The sequence below is a fragment of the Klebsiella ornithinolytica NBRC 105727 = ATCC 31898 genome (genome assembly GCF_001598295.1).
In the GTDB taxonomy this organism is placed as follows: Bacteria; Pseudomonadota; Gammaproteobacteria; order Enterobacterales; family Enterobacteriaceae; genus Klebsiella; species Klebsiella ornithinolytica.
In genome coordinates this window covers 163,946-188,808 of the sequence record NZ_BCYR01000008.1, presented here as the reverse complement: position 1 = coordinate 188,808, position 24,863 = coordinate 163,946, and the positions used below count along the sequence as shown (strand labels likewise).

Here is a 24,863-nt window from a genome sequence, read left to right as displayed (position 1 = left end):
CTTACTCATCATCAAGGTGGAGACGACGACGGCTGACAATACGCAGCATGCGCCACAGCACCCAGGCCAGAAGCACAATGCTCACCGCAGCCAGAATGGCCAGCAGCACCGGGTGGCTGGACAGCGCAAACCAGATTCGTTCAAACCACGGCAGGTGTCCGACATAATAGACGTCGCCCACCCGCAGGCTGTTCACTCCGGATTCACGAATCACCGCAGCGGAACCAAACATCGCCGCCCGCTTGCCGCTGTCGTTCAGCGCACCGTTCAACAGCTCGTTACCGCGTGGGCTGTCCGCCAGCAGCGCCACGACGCTGCGTTGATCGTAATACGGCGACTGGAAGCTGATAATGGCCGCCATTGGCCCGGAGGAGGTGATATCCGTGCGCGTATTGGGCGTTCTGGCCTCATCATCCGGATAGATGCTCGGCAGATCGTAATGGCGCATCGGCATCTTCACCCAGCTCTTTGTCGCATCGACCAGCAGGCTAATTTTGGTCTCATCTTTCAGCGTTGGCGGAATCGCGCCAATCAACAGCAGGTCGGCGTCTTTATCCTTAATTTTGCTGCCATCATCGGTGACCTGCACATTGATAGCCGCCAGACCAGTCTGCGCGCCGATACCGCCAACGGATTCCAGCAGCGTCGCCACCTGACCCTCAGTCGGTGCAGATGGCACCACAATCAGCGTGTCAGCAAGATCGGCCATCCGGCTATACGGGAAGCCCGCATTGGCAAACACGCGCAGATCCGGCATGGCAATAAAGTGGTAATACTTCGAGAAGTCGATGGTTGAATCGTCACCAATCACCACGTGGTTCTGTACCGGCTGGAAGGTAATACAGTTATCGATAGAGCCGCCCGGCATCGGGTTCATGTACTGGAAATCAAAACGCAGCTGGTTCATCGCCCCGAGGCGCAGCGCCGGGATACTGACGTTCGTCTTACCATCCAGCAGCCCCTGCAGCACCGGCAGACGCAATATCAATTTATTCACGTCCTGAGAGCTGTTCAGGCTGAAGGATTGCAGGAACTGGTCGTTGAGGCTGATATCCATGCGCGAACTGTCTTTGATCGGCGGCATGGTGTAGCGATAGTTCAGCCTCATGTCGATGCCGTTGGCACGCAGCAAATAGAGATCCGGCGGCAGACTCAGCGCCACGTTAATGGAATCCGGCACCAGACCGCTGGACTGCAGCTGCTGTTCGTAGGTTTTCAATTCGCCGAAGGTGACTTCACGATCGGTACGCACCCAGTTCGGCGCGTCATACGGTTTGCGCGCCTGCAGCTCTTTGACATCGTCGACCACGACGCTGCTGCCGCGGAACAGAATATTGCCCTGCGCAATCCCCCTCGCGGCCAGCAGCAGGTCTTTGTCATCGCGCCCAAAGACCACCAGCAGCTTGACGTAAGGGTTGTCCGGATGGTTAATCATTTCGATGGTCGGCGCCTTCACCGGCGGATGTTCACGCAGGAAGTCCGGGCGCTTATCGTTGGTCGCAAACACGATGGCGTTGCGATCCGGCAGTTTGTTAAACAGTACCGGGAACGCCTGGCCGCGCCAGCCGGCTTTGCTGCCGAACCAGGAGGCCACAATCGCCGCCGCCTGCTGCTGCTGCGCATCCGGTGAGGAGGCGAAAACCATCGGCAGCGTCAGCGAACGGTTGTCCCGGGGATCGTAGAACGGCACCGGGAAATGGGACAGATCGTTACGCACCGCCAGCGCCTGATAGGTCAGGTCCAGGTTACTGTCACGCCCGACGTCCAGCCATAACGTACTGCTGGCCGGGTTCTCACACACATCGCGATAATGGCCGACGAACACCAGACGCACGCGGTTAAAGTCGGTGATATACAGGGGATCGATAGGGATCTGCGCGCTGACTTTTTTACCCAGTTGCTCTTTGGTAACCGGCAGGACGCCCATCAGCTCATCATTGAGGTACACCTTCAGCTGCGACTGCACCGGCAGCAGCGAAGGGGACGGCGTATAGTCGAGATTCAGCAGGGCTTTCGTCACGACCTCATCGCTGCGCATACCAAACTCCACCGAGCCGTCGGGATGCGCCCCGCGCAGTATCATACTGCCCGGAGCCGGGGCGATACTGGCGAAAGAGAGCTTCACGTCGCGGGACGGAACATTCTCCATGACCACCGCAGGCGCCGGCGGCGCGGCAAGGGTTGCCGTCGGCTGGCTGTCGGCAATGACCGGGGCCGGAGCCGTCAGGCCCCCGGCTAGCGGGTCCGTCGCCGCAGGCGCTGGCGCCGCAGCCACGGCTGTCGCCGGCGCCGCAAAAGAGGCGAAGGATGACCAACCAGCCATTCCCACTGCCACTGCACAAATCAAGGAGAGTTTTCTTTTCATCGCATTATCATCATTGTTGAGCCATTTCTGGTTCTGAAGAGAGTATCGCCGCGGCACGTTCAGGCCGACGGGGAACAAACGAGACTATCCAGGCAACCAGCATGGTGAGCGAGCGGAAAATAACCTTCACCGACGGCGGCGAGAACTCCGCCAGGTGACGATATCCACGGAACCCCAGCTTCAGGATATCCAGCAGGCTTTCCATCGGTTTATCTTCCGGGAAGCTATCCTGCCAAAGCGCCCACGTATCAGCACGGGCAAACGTACACTGTACAAAATCAATATGTTGTTGATTGGTCAACGGCATCAGCTGCAAACCGACTTCGCTGCCATTCACGCGCGCAACCCGGACCGGGAAGGCATATTCCTGCTGTCCGCGTTTGAGCAGCAGATTCACCTTTTGCCCTTCCAGCACCTGCGCCTTACCGTGAATTTTGATCCCCAGTCCGCCATCGGAATAGTCATGTACGGTACAGGAGAACAGGTGGCCATCTTCGCGCGCAATTGCCGCCGGCATGCTCATTTCGACGCGATGCGAGCGACGGACCTGTTTACTTTCCACCGACACCGCCACCGCGCCGCCAAGGATAATCAGGTTATAGAACACCCAGACGATGCTGACCCAAACGGTCAGGATCTCATTTTCCGGGCCGTAGAGGTGACGCCAGATCCCCGCCGCCACGCCCACCAGGTTCAGCAGCACCAGATAGATATAGGGACGGGAAATGACCCAGTCGACATATTCGTCTTCCACCAGTCCCCCTTTCGCCGTCACGTTGAACTTCCCTTTATGCGGGTTAATCAGCGCGACAAAGGTCGGTGGCGCGATATACCAGGCCAGCGTCGTTTCGTAGATTTCGCTCCAGAAAGAGTGGCGATATTTGCCCTGAATCTTCGAGTTCGTCAGGCTCGCATGAATCATATGCGGCAAGACGAAGAGCGCGATCATCAGCGCCGGCGCATAGATGATATAGGCGTGCAGCAGTAAAAATGCCAACGGCGCGACGAGGAAAATCAGCCGGGGAATGCCGGATAAAAAGTGCATCATCGCATTGACGTAACAGAGCCGCTGCGCAAACTTAAGCCCTTTACCAAACAAGGGGTTATCGAGGCGGAATATCTGCACCATGCCACGCGCCCAGCGAATACGCTGGCCAATATGCGCCGAAAGGCTTTCGGTCGCCAGGCCCGCGGCCTGCGGAATACGCATATAGGCGGACGTGTAGCCGCGACGGTGCAGACGCAGGGAGGTGTGGGCATCCTCGGTCACCGTTTCCACAGCGATACCGCCAATCTCATCCAGCGGGGCACGACGAATGACCGCGCAGGATCCGCAGAAGAAGGTGGCGTCCCACATATCGTTACCATCCTGCACCAGACCGTAAAACAGGGTCCCCTCGTTCGGCGTTTTCCTGAAACGTCCCAGGTTGCGTTCAAACGGGTCGGGCGAGAAGAAATGGTGCGGCGTCTGCATCATCGCCAGCTCTTTCTCTTTCAGGAACCACCCCATGGTCATCTGCAGGAAGGAGCGTGTCGGCACGTGGTCGCAGTCGAAGATCGACACAAATTCGCCTTTGGCGTACTTCAGCGCGTTGTTGATATTCCCGGCTTTGGCATGCTCGTGGGTGGTGCGGGCGATGTAATGCACGCCGACGTCTTTGGCGAACTGACGAAACTCTTCGCGCCCGCCGTCATCGAGGATCCAGATATTGAGCTTATCTTTCGGCCAGTCGATACCTTGCGAGGCATAAATGGTGTTTTTCACCACGTTAAGATCTTCGTTGTAGGTGGGAACGAAAATATCCACCGTCGGCCATTCGGCCATATCTTTAGGTAACGGAACCGGCTGGCGATTCAATGGCCATATCACCTGGAAATAGCCCAGCACCAGCACCAGCCAGGCATAGGTTTCAGCAAACAGCAGCACAATGCCGCACACCAGGCTGACAGGATCGTCCCAGTTCAGCGTCGAGGTATAGCGCCACCAGATGTAGCGGCAGGAGACGGTCAGCGAGAGGACAATTAGCATCAGGGCCGAAAAACGGCCGGGAATACGGCGTACCAGCAGCGCCACGCCCCACAGCAACATCAGGAAAATAAACTGTGAAAGCGGGTTAAAGGGCTGGGTAATACACAGCAGCGACAGCACCAGCGAGAAAGTGACGACCACGCCAAGAATCGCCTTGCGCAGTTTCGGGCTGACGTGCGCCAGCTCTTTGTGTTTATTCAGATGGGCTGTGCGGCTGTTCGTCCGTTCGGGAAGCGTATCCAGCCACTGGGTATAGCGCCCGTGAACCCCTTTGATGGCGGCAAACGAACGCCAGTTCGCCTTTTTATCCGCCCCGGGTACATGCGTCACCAGCAGCCACAGGGACTGCAGCAGATAGCGCAGCGGATCCAGCAGCCGCGGGCGATGGGGATTAATATGCGGGAAGTAGTCATGATGGTTGTTCAGAATCGCCTGCCAGCGCGGTGTTTCCAGCGGCATCAGCGCCCAGACCAATGACGCCCACAGGCAGCCCAGCGATGCGGACAGCCACGATGCGCCGTGGCGGCGATAATCGCTGTAGCGTTCGCTCAGACGTTCCGCGACCGGCGGCGCCAGTAGCAGGGTACTCAGGCGCATCATTGCGCCCCCTTGCCGGAATAGTGCAGCAAACACCAGTTGGCGAGGGTCAGGATCTCTTCGGCGGCCAGCGAATCAGAACGATATTCCCCGAGCGGCTGCTTCGCCGCCAGACACTCCGCCATCGCCTCATCACGATGGACCGTGACCGGCAAAATACGGCGCTGGCTCTCCAGCCACAGCTGGTATAAATCTTCCTGTAGCTGGCTGCCGACGCGCAGATCGTTAATCAGAATATCGCCTTTTGCCGGCAGCGCCTGTTGATGCAGGCGAATATGGCTGTTGCCGTCCGGATGCACCACCACCAGCGTGCGATCGCAGGCGCTAAGCAGTGAACGCGTCAGCGGGGAATAACCTTCCGGTAAATCCAGCAGCAGCCAGCGATGATCGCCCTGCTGCTCCAGCTTCTCCACCATGCCGACAAAAGATTCCAGCATCGGATAGAGCTTATCAACGTTCTCTCTTTCAGCGGGCGAAAGCAGACCAAAAGGCAAAATATCAATATGCGAGGTATAACGGATGCCGGCGTCGCGCCAGTCGCCTCCGTCAATTAACGAACGTGCCCAACCGTCGCGATGCGTCGCATCAACGTTGAAAAAATAGCGCAGCATATTATCCGGGCTGGCGTCGATCGCCAGAACCGTTTCCCCGAGGAGCTGTAATGCCCAGGCGAGCGCGGCGGTAATCGACGTGGTGCCCACGCCACCGCGGATACCCTGTAATCCAAGAATAGCCATCGACGGCGTCCTTACTTTTTCTCTGCGAGTTCCGCCAATAGTGGCCAGCGTTTCAGCGCCGCGGCTAACTGCTCGCGCCGGGAAATGTCGTGGTAATCAATTTCGGGCAGGGAAAATGCCCGGCTTAACGCCAGGAAATCATTTTGAAAGGTATAACCCAGCGTTGCATCTGAGGGTACTGAAGGCTCTTTTCCCGGCATTTCGCTGTCCATTCAAAAAAACACATAAATAAAACCCGATGTATAATAGGCTCAGTCTTAACTCACCTATATATGCTAAAACTGATACCCTTTAAATTCAATGTTAGGTTTACTCTGACGCTTTCGCTAGTAAACTGATCCAGTATGAATCAGGGCTGACGAGGAACGACGTGAATATCGTTTATACTTTAGGTATTTCATCATTATGGGACGAGGTCTGTCATATGCCCGTCGGGGGCGTGTGGTGGCTTAACGTCGATCGCTATCCTGACGCGGTAAGCCTGCTCAATCAAACCCTGGCGGCCCAGGATAAAGAGTGCAAAGTCGCCGCCATCGTCATGGGTGAGAAACCAAATAAAATCATATCATTAAAAAAAGATTGCGGCCCGGAAAAAGTGGCATTATTCAGCATGCCTGACCTGACGGCAGGGCTGGAAGAAATGCATCGTGATTTACTCTGCTCGGTCGATCCGGCCAATTACTTTTTTATTTTGCTGTGTGCCGAAAATGCATGGAAAAACATAAAAAGTGAGAAAATAAGCGCATGGGTTGAAAAATCTCACCAATGGGCTAAATATCATAAGTGTTCGTTATTAATTCTTAATTCCGATAATGATATAGACAAGCAGCTTTCGCCATTATTACACGAGTACCGCGCCCTTTCCGGGCTGGCGAGCATTCGTTATCAGGGCGATAGTTTTCTGTTTGATATTGCCTGGTGGGGCAGCGAAAAAGGAATGAGCGCACAGCAGCAGCTGACGGTAATCCAGGATGACGACGGCTGGCGACTGGCAGAAGAAGAAGAGGCCACGGTGCAGCCGCGCAGCGATGAGAAGGTTATCCTGAGTAACCTGCGAGTCCTCGAAGGCGCGCCTGCCCTGTCTGAATACTGGACGCTGTTTGATACCAATGACGGCGTGTTTAATGCCGCCCGCACCGCGCAGGCGGCAACGTTGTTATTTTCCGTGACTCAGAACGAACAGATTGAGCAGCTGGGTCGCTATATTCACACCCTGCGCCGGCAACGCGGCAGCGCGTTGAAAATTGTGGTGCGCGAACAGCTCCCCAGCCTGCGTACCACCGATGAGCGACTGCTGCTCAGCAGCGGCGCGAATATGGTGATCCCCTTCAGCGCACCGCTTTCCCGCTGCCTGACGCTAGTGGAAAGCGTGCAAAAACAAAAGTTCACCCGCCATATTCCGGAAGAGTTCGCCACCCTGCTGACCTGGAGTCAGCCGCTCAAACTACGCGGCTACCAAAAGTGGGGGGATTTCTGCGCCGCGGTACATAACATTATGGCCAACACCATGCTGCCTGCGGACAGCAAGGGCGTGATGGTGGCGCTGCGCCCGGCTCCGGGGCTGCGCGTCGAGCAAGCGCTGACCCTGTGCCGGCCGAACCGTATGGGCGATATCATGACGATCGGTAACAACCGATTAGTACTGTTCCTGTCGTTTTGTCGCGTCAATGATCTGGACACCGCGCTAAACCATATTTTCCCGTTGCCCACCGGCGATATTTTTTCCAACCGCATGGTCTGGTTTGAAGATAAACAAATCACGGCGGAAATTGGGCTGATGCGGGGTATTTCGCCGGCGCAGTGGAACACGCCGCTGCCTATTACGATGGAGAAAAACAACCCCATTAACGCGGCCCATGACGGACGCAGCTGGCGACGCATTCCGCAGCCGCATCGTTTGTCTACCGACAGGGAGAAAACGTCATGATGTCCATCAGTGATATTCTTCAGCTGATCGTACTCTGTGCCCTGCTGTTTTTTCCGCTGGGATACCTGACGCGCCATTATCAGCGTCGAATTCGCACCACCTTACGCTTAATGTTCTTTAAACCTCGTTATGTCAAACCGGCTGGCGTATTACGCCGGGAAGCAACAACTCAGCAAGGCAAACTGAATAAATGACGAATCCAAAAACAAATGCGACGCCGCTGCCGCTTTGGCAATACTGGCGTGGCCTGGCCGGTTGGAATTTTTACTTCCTGGTGAAGTTTGCGCTGCTTTGGGCGGGATATCTTAATTTTCATCCCATGCTCAACCTGGTCTTTCTCGCGTTTTTACTGGTCCCGCTGCCGAAATATAAACTGCACCGTCTGCGGCACTGGATTGCTATTCCGATCGGCATCGGATTGTTCTGGCATGATACCTGGCTACCGGGGCCGGAAAGTATTTTCAGCCAGGGTTCGCAGCTTGCTGGCTTCAGCGCCACTTATATCTGGGACCTGGTCACCCGCTTTATTAACTGGAATATGGTCGGCGCCTTCTTCCTGCTGCTGGTTCTGTGGATGTTCATCAGCCAGTGGCTGCGCGTCACGGTAGTGGTCTCCGCCATTATGGTGTGGCTGGCGGTCAGCCCACTGCTTCCGGCCTTTACGTTATGGCCTGCGGGCCAGCCGACGGCAGCGGCGACCACCGTGAAGACCACGACCACGACGGCGGCCCCGGCGGGCACCTCTGCCGCCAGCGGCGATATTCCGGCACAGACCGAACCGCCCACCTCGGCGAATTTGACCAACTGGCTGAACGCGTTTTACGCCGCAGAGCAGAAGCGCAAAACGCCGTTCCCGGATCGGCTTCCGGCCGATGCCCAGCCGTTTGACCTGCTGGTTATCAACATTTGCTCGCTGTCGTGGTCCGATATCGAAGCCGCCGGGCTGATGGATCATCCGCTGTGGAAGCATTTTGATATTGTGTTCAAAAACTTTAACTCGGCGACCTCCTACAGCGGCCCGGCGGCGGTACGGCTGCTGCGCGCAAGCTGCGGCCAGCTGTCGCATTCGAACCTCTATCAACCGTCGGGCAACGACTGTTACCTGTTCGAAAATCTGGCCAAACTCGGCTTTACCCAACAGCTGATGCTCGGCCATAACGGTCAGTTCGGCGACTTCCTGAAAGAGCTGCGTAGCTTAGGCGGGATGCAAAGTCCGCTGATGGATCAAACGGGGCTGCCGGTCAGCCTGCAGGCTTTTGATGGCTCGCCGGTCTATGACGACTTAGCGACCCTCAACCGCTGGCTGGAAACCGAAAATAAACAGGGTAACGCCCGCAACGCCACCTTCTACAACATCCTGCCGCTGCACGACGGCAACCACTTCCCGGGCCAGAGCAAAACGGCGGATTATAAAGTTCGCGCGCAGAAACTCTTCGACGAGCTGGATAACTTCTTTACCGAGCTGGAAAAATCGGGCCGTAAAGTGATGGTCGTGGTCGTACCGGAGCACGGCGGCGCGCTGAAGGGCGACAAAATGCAGGTTTCTGGCCTGCGCGATATCCCGAGCCCGTCCATTACCGACGTGCCGACGGCGGTGAAATTCTTCGGGATGAAGGCACCGCATCAGGGGGCCCCGCTGATTATCGACCAGCCGACCAGTTACCTGGCCGTGTCGGAGCTGGTGGTTCGCGCGCTGGACGGCAAGATGTTTACCGAAGATAACGTGGACTGGCAGCAGTACACCGCCAACCTGCCGCAAAGCGCCGCGGTATCGGAAAACGCCAACGCCATCGTTATGCAGTACCAGGGGAAACCTTACGTTCAGCTGAACGGCGGAAGCTGGGTACCGTACCCGCAGTAATCCCGCCAATGGCCGCAGGGGCGTTCCCTGCGGCCATGATACGCCAGCAGGTCAACTGCCCCTCGCGAATTCCCCGCTGAAAACTCCAATCACCACCCAGGGTCGCTATCTCTGATGGCGCACTCCGGACGACCGCCGCCGGCAAAAACGCCGTGACAGCGTCCGCCCGGGGATATACGATATATATATGAATCATCACGGAACATATATATGGGAATCGTAAAAATCTCCGACCTGCTGCATGACGACATCCGCGACGCCAGCAAGGCCATGTCACGCTCAGTGAATGCTCAGGCGGAATACTGGATTCGGCTGGGGATGATGAGCGAACTCTACCCGGAGCTTAACCACCAGCAAATCAAGATGATGATGCTTAAATCGGGATCCGATCGTTTACTGGAGGTGATCAATGCCATCAATTCCCATTAAAACGGCGGACGAATTAGCCCGACAGCGCCGGGCAGGCGCGCTGCTGGCCTCGGTGTTCGACATGCTGGATAAACATATTCAGCCCGGCATAACCACCATGGAAATCAACAACCTGGCGGAAGATTTTATCGTCAACCAGCTCCATTCCCGACCGGCCAGCAAAGGGCAATATGATTATCCTTTCGTCTTAAATACGTCGGTGAATGAAGTGGTGTGCCACGGCATGCCAAAAGAAACGGAGCATCTGAAGTCAGGCGCGATCGTCAACGTCGACATTACGCTGGAAAAAGATGGCCTGATTGCGGACTCCAGCAAAATGTACTTAATCGGCGACGTTTCGCCGCTGGCCCGTAGACTGGTGAAGAAAACGTACGAAGCGATGTGGAAAGGTATCAAGGTGGTCAGGCCCGGCGCCACGCTGGGTGATATCGGCCATGCGATTCAGAGCTATGTCGAAAGCAACGGCTACAGCGTCGTGCGGGAGTATTGCGGTCACGGTGTCGGGCAGGAGATGCACGAAGAGCCCCAGGTGCTGCACTACGGCAAGCCGGGTGAAGGCGCCGTGCTGCGAGAGGGGATGGTTTTTACCATCGAACCGATGGTCAATCAGGGCGATAGCCGGACAAAAATCAAGAAGGATGGCTGGACCGTAGTGACCCGCGATAAGAAGCTCTCGGCGCAGTGGGAACACACCGTCGCCGTTACCGCCGACGGCGTAGAAGTCCTGACGCTACGCCAGGACGAAATTATCCCGTTCTGAGCCGTTCCGCTGTCGATATCGCCTTCAGCAAGCCATAGCGCCTGGCGAAGGCGCTAAAATTACCGATCGCGCCCTGCCAGCCAGACCAGCAGTTTCAGGCTGGCGGAGTAGTAATCATCCTGGACGGTAATTTGCGGATCCTCCGGCGTCTCGCCCATGGTCAGATCGCGCACCGCCAGCAGGCCGCCGGTCATAAACCACGGCGAGACGTTATTGGTGCTGACGTTAATCCACGCCGGCGTTTGCAGCCGCGGATAGCTCTGGAACCAGTTTTTCCACGGCGTCAGCAGCGGGCTCTGTGGATTGGCCCAGGTGAGATACAGCGGGATACGAATCGCGTCATAGCTCATCCGCGGCGGCCACTCTTTCGCCGGCTCCATCTTACCGTCAGCTTTCAGCGCAACCCAGTCGGTAGGGAGCTGGGTTTTGCCCCATGCCATTTTGCCCAGCAGCGCCTGAGCGTCGCTTTGCAGCTTACGCCAGGCGATCAGATGCGTGCGCGCGGCAAACGCCTGCCATGCCGGGAAGATAAAGTAGGAGGGGTTAAGATTGAGATGGTCGTTGCGGTTGAAGCCTTTGGCGCCAGGCAGCATGACCTGATAGCCGGCAAAGGTCACCACCGTATTTTTCAGCAGCGATGCGGTAATGGCATCAGACGCGTTACCGTAGGATTTGTCCCCCCACTGCTGCTGTGCGCGCAGCAGCGCCCATGCAATCAGGGTATCGCCGTCGGTGGCATCGTTCTTATCGGCAATAGGGTCAGGCGCCACAGGGTTATAGCGCCAGTAAAAGAGCCCGTTGTCTTTATTGCGTAGCGTTTTATCGGTCCATTGCCATAGCTTGTCGAAGGCCGGCCGATCGTTTTTCGCCACCGCCAGCAGCATCGCGAATCCCTGCCCCTCGGTATGCGAAACGTTACCGTTGCCCGTATCCACAATGCGCCCGTCAGCCATCATAAAACGCGATTTATAGCTTTCCCAGGCGGTGTCTGCCCACGCGCGGGGCAGCAGCACCATCGTCACCATGACTGCGATTACAACACGCAAAGACATATGTTCACCCGTTATGGATGGAAGTAGAGGAACTGAACATCAGACACCGAGAACAACCGCTCACGCTGTAACACCACATGTGCACCGCCCCCTTGTCCCTGTAGCCAGCGAGAATAAAGCCCCTCGAGTATGGCACAAAATGCATTGCACCAGCGCACGCGGCGCGCATCGTCACGACTCACCGGCAGCGCGCGATGACGTAAGCGCAGGCCGTCATCGCCCACATCCACGCTGACGACGCCCCACTGAAAGCGGCTGAGCAGCTGGTTGATATTGGCCTCCAGCTGACCGACGGTTTCTGACTCGGGCAGCGGGTAGCGATCGGCCAGGGCTTCACCCATCTGACGTAAAAATGGCTGGCTCTCCAGCTCGCCGGCATTGTTCAGCATCCCGTCAATCATAATGAGCAGCAGATCAAACCATCCCGCGGGGGTTTGCTGCTGTTGAAACCAGGCCATGACTTCCGCGTTGTTTTTGTCCGTCATGATCAGTTATCTCCCAACATATAGCGGATATAGAGACCGGCGGTACTCTCGTTGTAATCACCGAAGGTGTCGTAGCCAATCTGGCCGCCCAGCGTCATCTGTTTGTTCACCTTGTAATCCGCCCCGGCGCGCAGCGTGTAGCCGATGCCGCTCTTCGAGGTCGCTGAATAGTACGCCTCTTTGGCAAAACCGTTGGCTACCGCGGTCTCCAGGGTCTGCTGCCATTCGGAATTGGTCGGGAAGTAGGCGCTCTTATCCTGACTATAGGATTGATACCCCACCGAGCCACCGAGCTTCATGGTCCAGTTGTCATACTTCTCGGTCAGGTTAACCGGCAGCGAAACGCTTACGTAGTTTTGCGGGCTGAAGTAGCCCCCCTGACCATAGGTGAAGTAGCTCAGGTTCTTCGAGTAATCCATGTAGCTCATACTCAAACCGGCCTGCAGCTGGCGATATTCATCATGATAAGGCCGCAGATAGACCCCGGCATTGGCGTTGACACTGGTGTTGCTGGCCACGTCGCTGCCAATGTAGCTGTAGCCCCCGCCGCCGACGTAGAAACCGGCGTCGCCATCATCGTAGCTGAGCTGCAGGGTGCCGCCGTTTTTCGTCACCTGCCCCCAGGTTTTCCCGGAGTAGCTATCTTTCAGCCCCACGTAAGAGAGCAGGCTGTCGGTCAACGAACGGCGCTCACCGGTGAAGATCAATGACAGGTAGTTGGTGAGTTTCGGCGACCATTTCACCCCCCCGACCACGGTGTTGAGATCCTGGCCCAACGGCGTGCTGCCGATATCCACGCGATAATCATCGCCGCTCAGCGCCAGGGCTAATTCGACGCCATTCGCCTTCTGCGAATCCGTCGAACCGCTGGTCTGATCGACATTCGGTTTCAGGCTGGAAGAGGCCAGATAGCTGGCGACCTGTCCGGAGTCATAGGCGCCAAGTTTCGCCAGATTCTCCATCCCGCTGCTGGTCGTGGCGTTAAAGTCTGCCGCATTCAGCGTCCCCAGCGAACTTAAGGCTTCGGCCCCCGGATTGCTGGCAAAGTACGCCGTGCGCTCCGTATCCGTCATCGCCGCAATCGCCGCCTGTTCGCTGGTGGCAGTGGAAATCATGTTGGACACCGCATTGGAGAGCGGATTCGCGCCGTAGCGCCGCCAGGCGTCGCCGCTGGCGGTGCCGGCATTCAGCGAAATCGGCGTCACGGTAAAGTCAAAACGCGAGTCGCCAAACGGCGATGAAGACCAGGTCAGCGGCGTTTTCATCTCGGTCAGCTTACTGGTCCCGGATTCACCGTCGCGCCCACGCACCTCCATTCCCCCCTGGAGCCAGGTGCCGGTTTTCTCCTGCAACGACTCCATCATGGTATCGACCTGACGCAGCATGCGGGTTTGCGCGGTCTCCACCGGAAGATCGGGACGTTGGATGCCGGGCAGCGTGGTTCCGCTGCCAGTTGACACCTGGGCAACCTGCCATGGCATATACTGGCCGTAAGCCGATGCCGTTCGCGTCGTGGACGGCGTGCGGGAGACGCCCACAAAGGGGTTATCCGCCGCCAGCACGCCGCCAACGGTGGGCGTTTGTGCGCTGTTGCTGCTCTGCAGCCCCAGCAGTTTGCCGCGCGCGCTGCGCAGATACGTCATCGCCTGCTGATGGTGTCCCTGCGCTTCCGCGACGCGCGCCAGCAGCAGCAGGCGATCCGGTGTATTGTCCTGACGCAATCCGCCGGCCAGCTGTTCCGCCCGGTCGTTATCGCCGGACGACAGCGCAACATCGATAGCGCCGGATCGCGCCGCCTGATCCGGCGTATCGCGGGTCATCAGGTAGTCATAGACCACCCCGGCTTCTTTGTTCATTTTGCCGCTCTGGTAGAGGCGCGCCATCGCGAACATCAGATCGGTATTTTGCGGATCGCTTTGCATCGCCCCCATCAGCTTGTCATACGCCGCGGCGTAGTTGCCCTGCTCCCGCAGTCGATCGGCTTCGTTGATCACATAGCCGTTGCGGATACTCGCCAGCTGCGTTGGCGTGCTGCCGGCCTGAAGCTGCGGGTTCGACAGCAGCGTCTGCGCTTCATTGGTCAGCCCCGCCTGGTTGAGGACCGCCACCTGATCGGCATAGTCGCCGGCGTTCCCCGTGATTCCGCCGCTGATATTGTTGCGCACCAGCGTTACCGCCGTGGAAACATCGCCGCTCTGCGCCAGCAATCGCGCCAGTTTCCCCACGTCAGCCGGTGATTTTGGCGGCGTGGCCGACATCGCTTTCAGGGTATTGGACGCCGCCACCGTATTGCCCTGGGCGAGATAATCTTGCGCGGTGGTCAGCTGCAGGTTGTAGTTTACCCGCTGACGCAGGTCGCGCATCTGGCTGGTCTGGCTGGCGGCGGGAATCCGCCCCAGCAGCGTCTGCGCCTGCTGCCAGCCGCCGTTCTCACTGGCAAACAGCGCGGCGGCATAGAGGGCGTTACTGCTGGCGCCGGGACGATAGGCGGCGGCCATCGTTGACGCGGCCTCGCTGTCATTGCCGGATTTTTGCAGTAGCCGGGCTAAGTCGAGGCGCATCCAGGCGTCATCCGGATAGCGGGAGACCCCCTGGCGCAATGTCGCGATAGCGCCGCTGACGTTGCCGCTGTTGGCCTGCTCCTGCGCCTGGCGACGAAGCGAATCTCCCGGCATACCGGTCACGATGCGCGGCTGCAGTTTTTGCTGCAAACTCTCCGGCAGCGTGCGTAACATCGCCTGCGCTTCCGCCGTTTTATTTTGCTCGCGCAGGATGTAGTAAAGGTTCTCGCGCGCCGGGCCATTTTGCGGCTGCTCGCTGAGCAGCGAGCGCAGCGTTTGTTCGGCCTGAGGGAGATCTTTGTTATGACGCAATACATCGGCACGGAACAGTTTGGCCGATGTGCCGCGCGTCCCGCTCTGCTGAGCCAGCGGAGCAGAGAGCGCCAGCGCCTGGCTAATATTGCCCTGCTTGTACGCCTGCTGAGCCTGGGCCAGCTGCCCATAGAATAGCGCGTCCGCCGCCTGCTGACGGCGCGCCGCTGAATCATTACCGCCGAGATCCGCCGCCCGGCTTAAATATTGCGATGCGGCCTGGAAGTCACCGTTGCGCTGGGCGATATATCCCATCCCGGCCAGCGCGTCCGCATCCTGCGGGTTGGTTTGCAGCACTTGTTCAAACTGCTGCTTCGCCGCCGCGGTATTGCCGCTATTCAGGTTAACGAACCCCTGACCGCGCGCCTGGCCGCTTATCCGCTGACGATAGTAATTCTGTACTTCGGTATCCTGCGGGTGACGCTGCATCCAGGTATCGTAAAACGCCCGATCGCCCTCCTGCGGCCCCAGCCACAGCAGCGCCTGGCGTAGACCGCTGTCGGCATCTTTACTGCCGCTGGCCATCGATTCCAGGATTGAAATCCCTTCCCGCCGGGTATCTTCCCGCCAGGTCAACGCCTTACCTAAAGCCACGCGCGGGGCGTTTTCCTGCGGATACCGCGCCACGTACTGACGCAGTTCGCTGACCGCCTGGGGATAGAGCGCTTTGTCGCTGGCCATGGTCATGTAGTACTCACCGGCCAGCCCCGGTGGCGGGGTGTTGCCGTTGAACATGCTGCGCCAGGTCGTCAGCGCAGCCGGAATATTGCCGCTGCGCGCCTGCTGTCTGGCCAGACTCAGCTGCCCCTGCGGCACCTGCGCCATTTTTTTGGCATTATCCAGCTCCTGCAGGTTTGGGCTCTCTGGCGACACTTTCGCCAACCGCGCCCGCCACTGGGCCGCCGCCTGAAGGTCGCCGCCCTGCTGTGCCCACAGCGCCATCAGATACATGGCCTGCGTGTTATTGGCATCAACCAACAGAACTTTCTGCAGCGATTCCATCGCCAGCTCATCGTGCGATTTTTCGTGCCAGTAGTTCGCCTGGGCAAACAGCGCCTGCAATGCGGCATCATTCCCCGCAGCCATGGCATCACCGAGGGTGCCGAGGGTCAACGCGCCGGACAGGCAAAACGTGGATAATCTGCGGGTCGCCCTGCTGTTCATTTTAATGGCTCGTTTCATTGGCTATCCCCCGAACTCAGACGCTTGCGTGCATGGCGTTTAAACATGGCGGTAAGCGCCAGGCCGATGATCGTTGTCGCAAGCAGTCCCAGCAGCGCAAGCAGACCGGAGTGCTGGTTGGCATACCAAACGGCCATCATGTACCACGGCATCTGCCCGCTCGGGAATGGCGTGCTCACCTGGAAGCTGCGAACCCCATTATCGCTGGTGATAACCGCCGTATCGCCGCGGATACCGGCGTTGATTCGCGGTGAATCAAGGTCGCTTTTCAGCTTCGTCAGCTGATCATCGTTGCTGGCCATCGCCACCACCACCGTGCGCTGTGGATTCCACGGTGAACGGTAGCTGATAAAGCCGCGCCAGGCGCTGCTGGAAGAGAGATAGCGATCGGCATCCAGGCTGGCGGATGTCCAGTCGCCGGCCAGCCACCGCTGTACTTTTGAACTCAGTCCCGACTCGCGTACGCCCAGCTGATTATCCGCCTGATAATAAGGAGAATCTTCTAACAAGCGCTGGTTAAACGTTTTCTGATCGAGGGCGCTGACCGCCAGCACATCGCGATTGTGCAGGTACTGAAGGCCGGCGCCACCGCTGGGGATGCCTAAAACAACGCGGTTGTTCGCCAGCGCCGTGCCGGTGGCATTACCCGATCGGGCGGCGAGGTTTAACAGCGTAGCGACCTGCGTTTCCGACGGTTTTTCCGCCAGCAGCAGCGTGGTTTGTGAATAGTCCGCCAGCCGCGAGAACGGGAACGAAGCGCCGACGAAATAGGAGAGATTCGGCAGCAGCGAGAAGTGTCGCGTATTGCTCAAATCAATCCACGAATCATCGGTAATCCGGCTCTTGATATTGTTATTAAGCACCACCGAACAGGGGGCGTTTTGTTTCGGCACCACGTTGAAATAGAGCGACAGCTGGTTATCCCCGTAAATCAGATACGGCGCCAGCGGAATGGTAAACCGCTCCTGACGCACGTCGCCGCCCAGATGACGCCATAATTTCTCCAGCGGCCCCTGCTTGTTCAGCGGCAGGTTGTGCAGGAAAGTGTTATTGAGCGTTACGCTTAATAACGACTGCTCCTCATTAATCCAGTTTTCCGACGGGAAACGGTAGCCAATCTGCAAGGGAATGGTTTCCCCGTCCCACAGATAGAGGTCCGGCGCCGCGCGGAAAGCCACGCGCAGCGGTTCATGCCAGACGCCGTTTACGGTCATACTCTGATCTTTACGCAGCAGCTCGCTGATTTTTACCGGCCGATCGGTTGGGATCCAGCGCGGGGCATCATACGGCTTGCCGATCGGGATCGCCTGCGGATCCACGCTCAGGCTCGCGGTCTGCGCGGCAATATTACCGCGGGTCAGCCGCCAGGCTGCCGCACGCAGCGCCGCATCATTCTGCCCGACGATCAGCAGCAGTTTGTAGGTGGGGTTACCCGGGTTATCGACAATCTGCAGCAGCGGTTTATCGGTTTGCGGCAGCGTCAGCCCGCCGACCTGGTCACCCGGATGGCCGATAATAATACCGTGACGCTCCGGTAAACGGTCGCGCAGCGCGCTAAAAGCAATTCCGCGATAATCCGCCTGAATACCCAGCCACGACGAGAGCAGCGCTGCGGCGCTGAAGATATCCGCTCCCGATTTCTCCGGGTAGGCCACCGCGATGTCCGCCGGGGTCATCTGCATGCTGTCGAAGAATGGACGCGGGAAGTGACTCAAATCGTTGCTGAGATTCAGCGGCTGGCTTTCCCAGTTAAAACGCGAAGCCGGTAAAATCGTGACGCCCGACGTATCATGCATGTTGAGCTGGCACTGCATGTTGTCGCCATCATTCACCTTAAAGCTCAGGTTGTTGCTGGAGACCATTAGCGCCGCCGGAATATCCAGCTGATAGTGAGAAACGTCCGCCCCGTCGGTGCCCAGCGGCACCGTGCCTAAAGGCTGGCCGTTGAGCATCAATTGCAGCGTCGCGTTGCGGGTGGCCATATCCGGCGAGACCTGAACATCCAGCATCAGCTCGGCATGGGTCACCACCTGGTCTGAAGGCAGCGTAAACCCCGCGCCGCCCTGCTGTTGGCCGCCGCTGAGGATAATGCCATCCGGCATCCCCATTTGAGTCAGATTAAGACTGCCCCCGACCACCGGCGTTAACGGCGCCACATCCGGCATTGCCGTATGAGTCGGCGGTGGCATGACGGGGAGCGAGGCGGCCGGATCCGCCGCCGCGGGTTCTGCTGTCGTGGGTGTCGATGCGGTCGACGACTCGGACGCGACAGCGGGTTCTGAGTTCACCGGAACCTCCGCTGCGGCCGACGACTCCGCTGCGGCGGTCGACGCCGACTCATCGGCGGGAAGGCCGCCCGTGGTCGCGCCCGGTAACGGGAAATTCAGCGGCGCAGAACGATCGGCCGGCGCCTCTTCACCGTGCAGCGCCGGTATGGAAAACATGCCGGCCAGCAGCGCAAGCGTGGTTAATCGCTTCATAATTGGCCATCCTCCTGCGCGGTACTGGCGACAGGTTTCTGCTGGCGACGGCCGCGTCGTGTTTTCCAGCTCAGCCAGAACAGTTCAAACACGCAGCGTAAGATGGTGAAAAATGACCGGAACGGGTTGTCCTGCGGACGCGGCGGGTTAATCCATGCATCGGCGCGCGCCAGCACCACTCGCACCAGTTCACGGCGCAGCGAGAGGGGAATATTTTCATCAAACTTGAGACGAATAAAGTTTTCATCCGCGGTCACCTGTTCGGCGGGAATACAAATCGCACCAGATTGCAGGATCAGCTCAATCTCTTCGATATCATCCTGCAGATGGCGATCGTCCGGGACCGCGATGCGGCATCCGCCCATCGACAGGTCTGCGGTGTGGCTACGCGACACGATGCCGCTGGCGTAGTGAATCAACACCGGAATATTGACGTCGATACGGATCGTTTTCCGCACCTGGCGGGTTTCCCGCGCGACGGCAATCGCCGCCAGCAGGAAGATCAGGCTGTACAGTCCCCAGCCAACGTTCAGCGCGATAACGTTAGGATCCGAGCCGAAATAGTCATGGCCAATGGCCCTGACAATACCGACAATCACGCCAACCGCGAGCAAACACGCCACCACCAGATGCGGCCTGACGACGGTAAAGTCGAAGTAGCCCACATCCAGCAGCCCCCCTTTGTCGGTCACGTTGAATTTACCGCGTTTGGGGAAAATCATCGTCACCAGCGTCGGCAGCACCAGATGGAATGCCAGCACGATGTCATAGATTTCCCCCCAGAAGCTGTAGCGATAGCGGCCGTTCATCCGCGAGCCGACATAAATCGCAAGGAACAGATGCGGGAGCGCATACGAGACAATCAGGCTCGCTGAGGAGTAGATAATATTCAGGTTAAACAACAGATAAGCTAACGGTGCGGTGACAAACACGACCCGTGGCAGGGCGAACTGATAGTAGAGCATGGCGCTGAGGTAACACAGGCGCTGCTGGAAGGTCAGCCCGCGGCCCAGGAGCGGGTTATCGAGGCGGAAGATTTGCGTCATCCCACGCGCCCAGCGGGTCCGCTGAATGACGTGCACGACTAAACGTTCGGTGGCTAAACCCGCTGCCAGCGGAATATCGAGAAACGACGATTTCCAGCCCAGGCGCTGAAATTTAAGCGCGGTGTGCGCATCTTCGGTCACGGTTTCCACCGCAAAACCCCCGATATCATCCAGCGCTTTACGGCGAATCACGGCGCAGGAGCCGCAGAAGAAGGTCGCATTCCAGTTATCGTTGCCCTGCTGAATCGGGCCATAGAACAGCATCCCTTCATTGGGGATGTTGCGGCCGACGGAGAGGTTGCGTTCAAACGGGTCCGGCGAATAGAAATAGTGCGGGGTCTGCACCAGCGCCAGCATCGGGTCTTTGAGGAAGCCGCCAACCGTCGCCTGCAGGAACACGCGGGTCGCCACGTGGTCACAGTCGAAGACGCAAATCAGCTCTCCCTGAGTCAGGGTCATCGCGTGGTTCAGGTTACCCGCTTTGGCGTGTTTATTATCATTACGGGTGATATAGCCGACGCCGACATCGGCGGCGAACACCGCAAATTCGCTACGTTTCCCGTCGTCCAGCAGATAGATTTTCATTTTATCCGCCGGGTAATCGATACACTGCGCAGCCAACACGGTATCGCGCACGACTTCCAGCGGTTCGTTATAGCTGGGAATATAAATATCGACCGTCGGCCACGTGCTCATATCATCGGGCAGCGGGACGATTTCTCGCTTCAGCGGCCAGACCGTTTGCAGGTAGTTCAGCAGCAGCATTACCCAGATATAGACTTCCGCCAGAAACAGCCCCATCCCCAGCACCGTCTCAATGGTGGAGTTAAAATGCAGGGTCTGCGTCAGGCGAAAATACATATAGCGGGTAGACATCAGCAGCGAAGTCACGACCATAATGACCGAAATACTGCGCTTTTTGCTAAATCCCATTAAGAACAGAATACCGATACTTAACAGACCAAAAAGATACTGCTTTTGGCTGTCCATCGGCGTAATAATGACCAGAACGGCAATCGGCGACAGCACCAGTGCCAGCAACCAGAAAAGAGACTTTTTCATTCAGCAGCCCTGCAATAAGTTAAAGCCCTGACATACGAGGCTGGCTGTGCACCGTGCCGTCGCCAATTTTAATACCCAACAGCGCAGAGATTTTTTTTGCCATAATTTCAATATCAAAGGCGGCTGCAGAGGAAGAGCTAAAGTCGAGAATCGACTTCTGGGAAGCATTCGCTTCAACGACGCTCTCATCACGATGGATAATACCCAACAGACGATCGCCCAGTTTATCCTCCATCAGAGCGGTGACGTCACGGCTGACCTGACGGCGGTTATCACTCTGATTCAGCACGAAAAAGTGCCCAAGTTTGTGGTTTAGCTTACCGCCGGTTAAACGCTGCTTTTCGACGTGCGACAGGGTCGACATCGAGGCGGTGTCCGCCAGCAGCGGCACCAGGTGCAGATCGGCCAGCGGCGTTAAGGCCGTCAGCGCCGGTGAAGGGCCGGGTGGCAGGTCGGCGATGATAATTAATCCGGGATAATTCAATAATGCCGCCAGCCCGCGGGTGAGGAAATGGGCGTCCGTGGCAAGGTGTTCATCAAAAGCCTGATGCTGCGCCTCGCTGACGTCGCCATACGGCAGGACAAAAATATTGCTGCCCGCGCTCAGTACGCACTGGCTCCAGTCATGAAGCTCCAGCGCTTTCGCAACATAGCCGCGCTCATCGCTAAGAGGGACGCCAAAATGCAGACGCAGCGCATTTTGCACGTCAAAATCGATCGCCAGGACTTTGCTGCCTGCGCGAGCTAATGAATAGGCCAGATTTGCCGCGAGGGTCGTTTTTCCTACGCCGCCTTTGGGAGAACACACGCAGATCAACGGCATGTCGCAATCCTTTCTAAAAGTGATTTCAGCGGCTGATCTTTATTTTTCGCCACCGGTTCAACGGCTTTTGCCGCAAATAAATGAGCATAGCCTTCCGCCGCCTGTGCAGACGGCACGACCGGGCGAACCGCTACCGGTGGTGCAGGCGCAACGGCTGGTGCGGGCGCAACGGCTGGAGCAGGCGCAACGGCTGGAGCAGGCGCAACGGCTGGAGCAGGCGCAACGGCTGGAGCGGGCGCAACGGCTGGTGCAGGCGCAGCGGCTGGAGCGGGAGCAGGCGTATGGGGTACGGCCATTGCCGGCACAGATTCTGCTGCCCACGTATGTTCTGCAACCGAAAGGGGGTCATGTGGCGCTGAAACGGAGACAGGGGGTGGCATGACCGGAGCCGGGGCTGCAGGTGACGTTGGTTGCGGCGTGTGCGCGGATTCTGCCTCGACCCAATGAAACATATCCGTCGGCACCGGCTGCGGTATCGGTAACGATACCGATCCTCCCATGGCCAGCGAGGATTCTTTTTCTTCCCCAGGAGAGAGCTGATTGAGAATAACCCAATCTCCCTGTTCTCTGGCGGCTGCGTGTGATGAAAGGTCCTTGAAATCCAGACTTTGCGTACGAGTCTTTTCCTTGAAGCGCTGCAAATCATCATAATGGTTCATGGATAACCTCATGATTCTAATAAATAATATTTTAGCTGTTTTTATTTTGATACTACGCCTTTAGAGCATAGTTTATTTTATTGTTTTTCATCAACTTAAGTTGGTCAGAATGACCAACAATACAATGACGTTGTAGAGGAGTATCGTTCAAGGTGGCGTAAATCACTGATAATTTTGCGGTTACCCTATCATTTCTTATAAGAAATGATAGCTCCATTTTTTAGGAGGTCCTGTGATCCCACCAAACCTGAGCTCAGCGCCCCCTTAAAATAACCAGGTTTTTCTCTAATTGATCTTTAGATAATGCGCAGAACAAAATAACTATGATGCGTGATGGAATATATTTTAGACTTTTTATATCGTTGTATAAATAGGTCAAATTAATTATTTAAGTCGAAAAACAGCAGTCAGGTACTTTCTCAAGCCTGACTCTTCTCCGGGCATAATAAGCGGCTGCTGCCGAAAGTTTTGACGCCTTCGACAGCAGCAGGGAACATCAGGCGAGCTGTTTTTGCTGATTTTCATCCTGGTCAACGGCAAAACAGGCGACCAGCTGACCCCGGTAATCTTTCAACTGCGGCTGTAGCTGGGTACACGGGCCGAAACGACGGCGGCAGCGGGCGTTAAACGCGCAGCCCGGCGGCGGATTCAACGGGCTCGGCAGTTCGCCGGTCAGCTTAATACGTTCGCGGCGATCGTCCGGATTCAGGCGTGGCGTGGCCGACAGCAGGGCCTGAGTATACGGATGCTGCGGGTTGTTGAAGATCTGATCCTTGGACCCTTTCTCCACGCAGCGGCCGAGATACATCACCATCACTTCATCCGCAATGTGCTCCACGACCGACAGGTCATGGGAGATGAACACATACGACAGCCCCATATCCTGCTGCAGATCCATCATCAGGTTCAGCACCTGCGCGCGGACCGACACGTCCAGCGCGGAGACAGGTTCATCGGCAATCACCACATCCGGGTCCAGCATCAGACCACGGGCAATCGCGATGCGCTGCCGCTGACCGCCGGAGAACATGTGCGGATAGCGATCGTAATGCTCCGTTTTCAGCCCGACCTTCGCCATCATCGCCAGCGCTTTTTCACGGCGCTGTTCTTTGCTCAGCGACGTGTTGATCTGCAACGGTTCTTCCAGAATCTGCCCCACTTTCTTACGCGGATTCAGCGAGCCGTAGGGGTTCTGGAACACAATCTGGATTTTCTGCCGACGCAGCTTTTGCGCCGTGGCGTCTGGCTTTAATAAGTCCTGACCCTGATAGTAAAGCTCGCCGCCGGTCGGGATCTCAATCATCGTCAGCAGACGGCCCAGCGTCGATTTTCCACAGCCGGACTCGCCAACCACCGCCAGCGTTTTCCCGCGTTCGAGGGTAAACGAGACCCCGTCCAGCGCCTTAACCAGCCTTTCCGGCGCAAACAGCCCCTTCTTCACCGGGTAATATTTTTTCAGATCAATGGCCTGCAACAAGAACTGTTGCGTGGTGGCCTCATGGGTACTCATAGCGTAGGCCTCCCGGCATCATCCAGTGGGTAGTGGCATTTCGACTGACGGGCGCCGTCGACGCGGTTCAGCTCAGGCTCCTCGCTGCGGCACTTATCCGTGGCATAGGGGCAGCGCGGGTTTAACAGACAGCCGTTGGGGCGGTCATATTTCCCTGGCACGACGCCCGGCAGCGACGCCAGCCGCGCTTTATCCTGGGCAAACTCCGGCAGCGCGCGCAGCAGCGCCTGAGTATAAGGATGGCGCGGTGCGCGGAAGATATCCTTCGCATCGCCCGTCTCCACAACCTGACCGGCGTACATCACAATAATTTTGTGTGCCGCCTCAGCCACCAGCGCCAGATCGTGGGTGATCAGGACCAGCGCCATGTTCTCTTTTTGCTGCAGCTCCAGCAGCAGCTCAATGATCTGCGCCTGGATGGTCACATCCAGCGCGGTGGTCGGTTCATCCGCAATCAGCAGCTTGGGCCGGCAGGCAATCGCCATGGCGATCATCACGCGCTGGCTCATCCCGCCGGAAAGCTGGTGCGGATAGACATCAAGACGCGATGCCGGGTCAGGGATGCCAACCAGCGTCAGCAGATCGATCGCCCGCTGGATACGGGTTTTCTTATTTCCGCCCTGATGTACTTTAATGGCTTCCATAATCTGATAGCCGACGGTGTAACACGGATTCAGGCTGGTCATCGGGTCCTGGAAGATCATCGCCACTTCCGCCCCCACCAGCTGGCGGCGCTCTTTTTCTGAGATACGCTTCAGATCGCGGCCATTAAATTCCAGCTTATCCGCCATCACGCGGCCGGGATAATCAATCAGCCCCATGATCGCCAGTGAGCTGACCGATTTACCTGAGCCGGACTCGCCGACAATGCCAACCACTTCACCCTGGTTCACGCTGTAACTCACGCGGTCTACCGCGCGAAACGGTGTCCCTTCGTCGCCGAAGTGCACCGATAATTTATCCACATTCAATAACGCCATCTCGAA

Annotated in this window: 17 protein-coding genes and 1 pseudogene; 5 read left to right on the top strand and 13 right to left on the bottom strand. The window is 57.5% G+C overall.

Annotated elements, in window-relative coordinates:
* Position 1: 1 nt before the first annotated feature.
* The 4 genes from bcsB (ROR01S_RS16860) to bcsR are packed head-to-tail and all read right to left on the bottom strand — an operon-like array spanning position 2 to position 5,928.
* Positions 2 to 2,365 carry a cellulose biosynthesis cyclic di-GMP-binding regulatory protein BcsB gene (gene bcsB, locus ROR01S_RS16860; protein WP_064359703.1) on the bottom strand — a complete coding sequence of 788 codons (2,364 nt, stop codon included), beginning with the start codon at positions 2,363 to 2,365 and terminating at the stop codon, positions 2 to 4.
* Between the two features lie 10 nt (positions 2,366 to 2,375).
* Positions 2,376 to 4,994 (bottom strand): UDP-forming cellulose synthase catalytic subunit, encoded by a 2,619-nt coding sequence (bcsA, locus tag ROR01S_RS16855; protein WP_004868725.1) that lies wholly within the window; start codon positions 4,992 to 4,994, stop codon positions 2,376 to 2,378.
* Entirely contained in the window at positions 4,991 to 5,728 is a 738-nt protein-coding gene (bcsQ, locus tag ROR01S_RS16850; protein WP_015585556.1) for a cellulose biosynthesis protein BcsQ, read from the bottom strand. The genes bcsA (ROR01S_RS16855) and bcsQ overlap by 4 nt, the downstream gene beginning before the upstream one ends.
* Before the next feature lie 11 nt (positions 5,729 to 5,739).
* Positions 5,740 to 5,928, bottom strand: a complete 189-nt coding sequence (bcsR, locus tag ROR01S_RS16845; protein ID WP_004868728.1) for a cellulose biosynthesis protein BcsR — start codon at positions 5,926 to 5,928, stop codon at positions 5,740 to 5,742.
* A gap of 170 nt (positions 5,929 to 6,098) precedes the next feature.
* On the opposite strand from bcsR, the gene bcsE reads away from it, so the two are divergent.
* From bcsE to map, 5 genes are all read left to right on the top strand, one after another.
* The gene (bcsE, locus tag ROR01S_RS16840; protein ID WP_015585555.1) at positions 6,099 to 7,655 is read left to right on the top strand and encodes a cellulose biosynthesis protein BcsE; all 1,557 of its coding nucleotides are present in this window, start codon (positions 6,099 to 6,101) and stop codon (positions 7,653 to 7,655) included.
* Entirely contained in the window at positions 7,652 to 7,849 is a 198-nt protein-coding gene (gene bcsF / locus ROR01S_RS16835; protein WP_004868733.1) for a cellulose biosynthesis protein BcsF, read from the top strand. The genes bcsE and bcsF overlap by 4 nt, the downstream gene beginning before the upstream one ends.
* Complete coding sequence (gene bcsG / locus ROR01S_RS16830; protein ID WP_015585554.1) at positions 7,846 to 9,516, top strand: cellulose biosynthesis protein BcsG; 1,671 nt, start codon at positions 7,846 to 7,848, stop codon at positions 9,514 to 9,516. Before bcsF ends, bcsG begins: the two co-directional genes overlap by 4 nt.
* Positions 9,517 to 9,726: 210 nt before the next feature.
* Complete coding sequence (locus ROR01S_RS16825; protein WP_004868736.1) at positions 9,727 to 9,945, top strand: ParD-like family protein; 219 nt, start codon at positions 9,727 to 9,729, stop codon at positions 9,943 to 9,945.
* Positions 9,926 to 10,705 (top strand): type I methionyl aminopeptidase, encoded by a 780-nt coding sequence (map, locus tag ROR01S_RS16820; RefSeq protein ID WP_004868737.1) that lies wholly within the window; start codon positions 9,926 to 9,928, stop codon positions 10,703 to 10,705. Before ROR01S_RS16825 ends, map begins: the two co-directional genes overlap by 20 nt.
* 59 nt (positions 10,706 to 10,764) lie before the next feature.
* Here the strand turns inward: map and ROR01S_RS16815 are convergent, their stop codons facing one another.
* The 9 genes and pseudogenes from ROR01S_RS16815 to dppD all read right to left on the bottom strand — a co-directional run bounded on the left by ROR01S_RS16815 (position 10,765) and on the right by dppD (position 24,857).
* Positions 10,765 to 11,757 carry a family 8 glycosyl hydrolase gene (locus tag ROR01S_RS16815; protein WP_064359702.1) on the bottom strand — a complete coding sequence of 331 codons (993 nt, stop codon included), beginning with the start codon at positions 11,755 to 11,757 and terminating at the stop codon, positions 10,765 to 10,767.
* Between the two features lie 11 nt (positions 11,758 to 11,768).
* Positions 11,769 to 12,245 carry a cellulose biosynthesis protein BcsD gene (bcsD, locus tag ROR01S_RS16810; RefSeq protein ID WP_160873410.1) on the bottom strand — a complete coding sequence of 159 codons (477 nt, stop codon included), beginning with the start codon at positions 12,243 to 12,245 and terminating at the stop codon, positions 11,769 to 11,771.
* Complete coding sequence (locus tag ROR01S_RS16805) at positions 12,245 to 16,297, bottom strand: cellulose biosynthesis protein BcsC (protein ID WP_015585552.1); 4,053 nt, start codon at positions 16,295 to 16,297, stop codon at positions 12,245 to 12,247. The genes bcsD and ROR01S_RS16805 overlap by 1 nt, the downstream gene beginning before the upstream one ends.
* A complete protein-coding gene (bcsB, locus tag ROR01S_RS16800) occupies positions 16,294 to 18,777 on the bottom strand; it encodes a cellulose biosynthesis cyclic di-GMP-binding regulatory protein BcsB (RefSeq protein WP_015585551.1) in 2,484 nt (827 codons plus the stop codon). Before bcsB (ROR01S_RS16800) ends, ROR01S_RS16805 begins: the two co-directional genes overlap by 4 nt.
* Positions 18,774 to 20,885: a UDP-forming cellulose synthase catalytic subunit gene (gene bcsA, locus ROR01S_RS16795; protein ID WP_004868748.1), complete on the bottom strand. Its 2,112-nt coding sequence runs from the start codon at positions 20,883 to 20,885 to the stop codon at positions 18,774 to 18,776. The genes bcsB (ROR01S_RS16800) and bcsA (ROR01S_RS16795) overlap by 4 nt, the downstream gene beginning before the upstream one ends.
* A 19-nt stretch (positions 20,886 to 20,904) precedes the next feature.
* Positions 20,905 to 21,697: pseudogene (locus ROR01S_RS16790) on the bottom strand (cellulose synthase operon protein YhjQ/BcsQ).
* 1 nt (position 21,698) lies between these two features.
* Positions 21,699 to 22,367: a cellulose biosynthesis protein BcsO gene (gene bcsO / locus ROR01S_RS26365; RefSeq protein ID WP_073972312.1), complete on the bottom strand. Its 669-nt coding sequence runs from the start codon at positions 22,365 to 22,367 to the stop codon at positions 21,699 to 21,701.
* A 496-nt stretch (positions 22,368 to 22,863) separates the two neighbouring features.
* Complete coding sequence (gene dppF, locus ROR01S_RS16780; protein ID WP_004868756.1) at positions 22,864 to 23,877, bottom strand: dipeptide ABC transporter ATP-binding subunit DppF; 1,014 nt, start codon at positions 23,875 to 23,877, stop codon at positions 22,864 to 22,866.
* Positions 23,874 to 24,857 (bottom strand): dipeptide ABC transporter ATP-binding protein, encoded by a 984-nt coding sequence (dppD, locus tag ROR01S_RS16775; RefSeq protein WP_015585548.1) that lies wholly within the window; start codon positions 24,855 to 24,857, stop codon positions 23,874 to 23,876. Before dppD ends, dppF begins: the two co-directional genes overlap by 4 nt.
* Positions 24,858 to 24,863 lie beyond the last annotated feature (6 nt).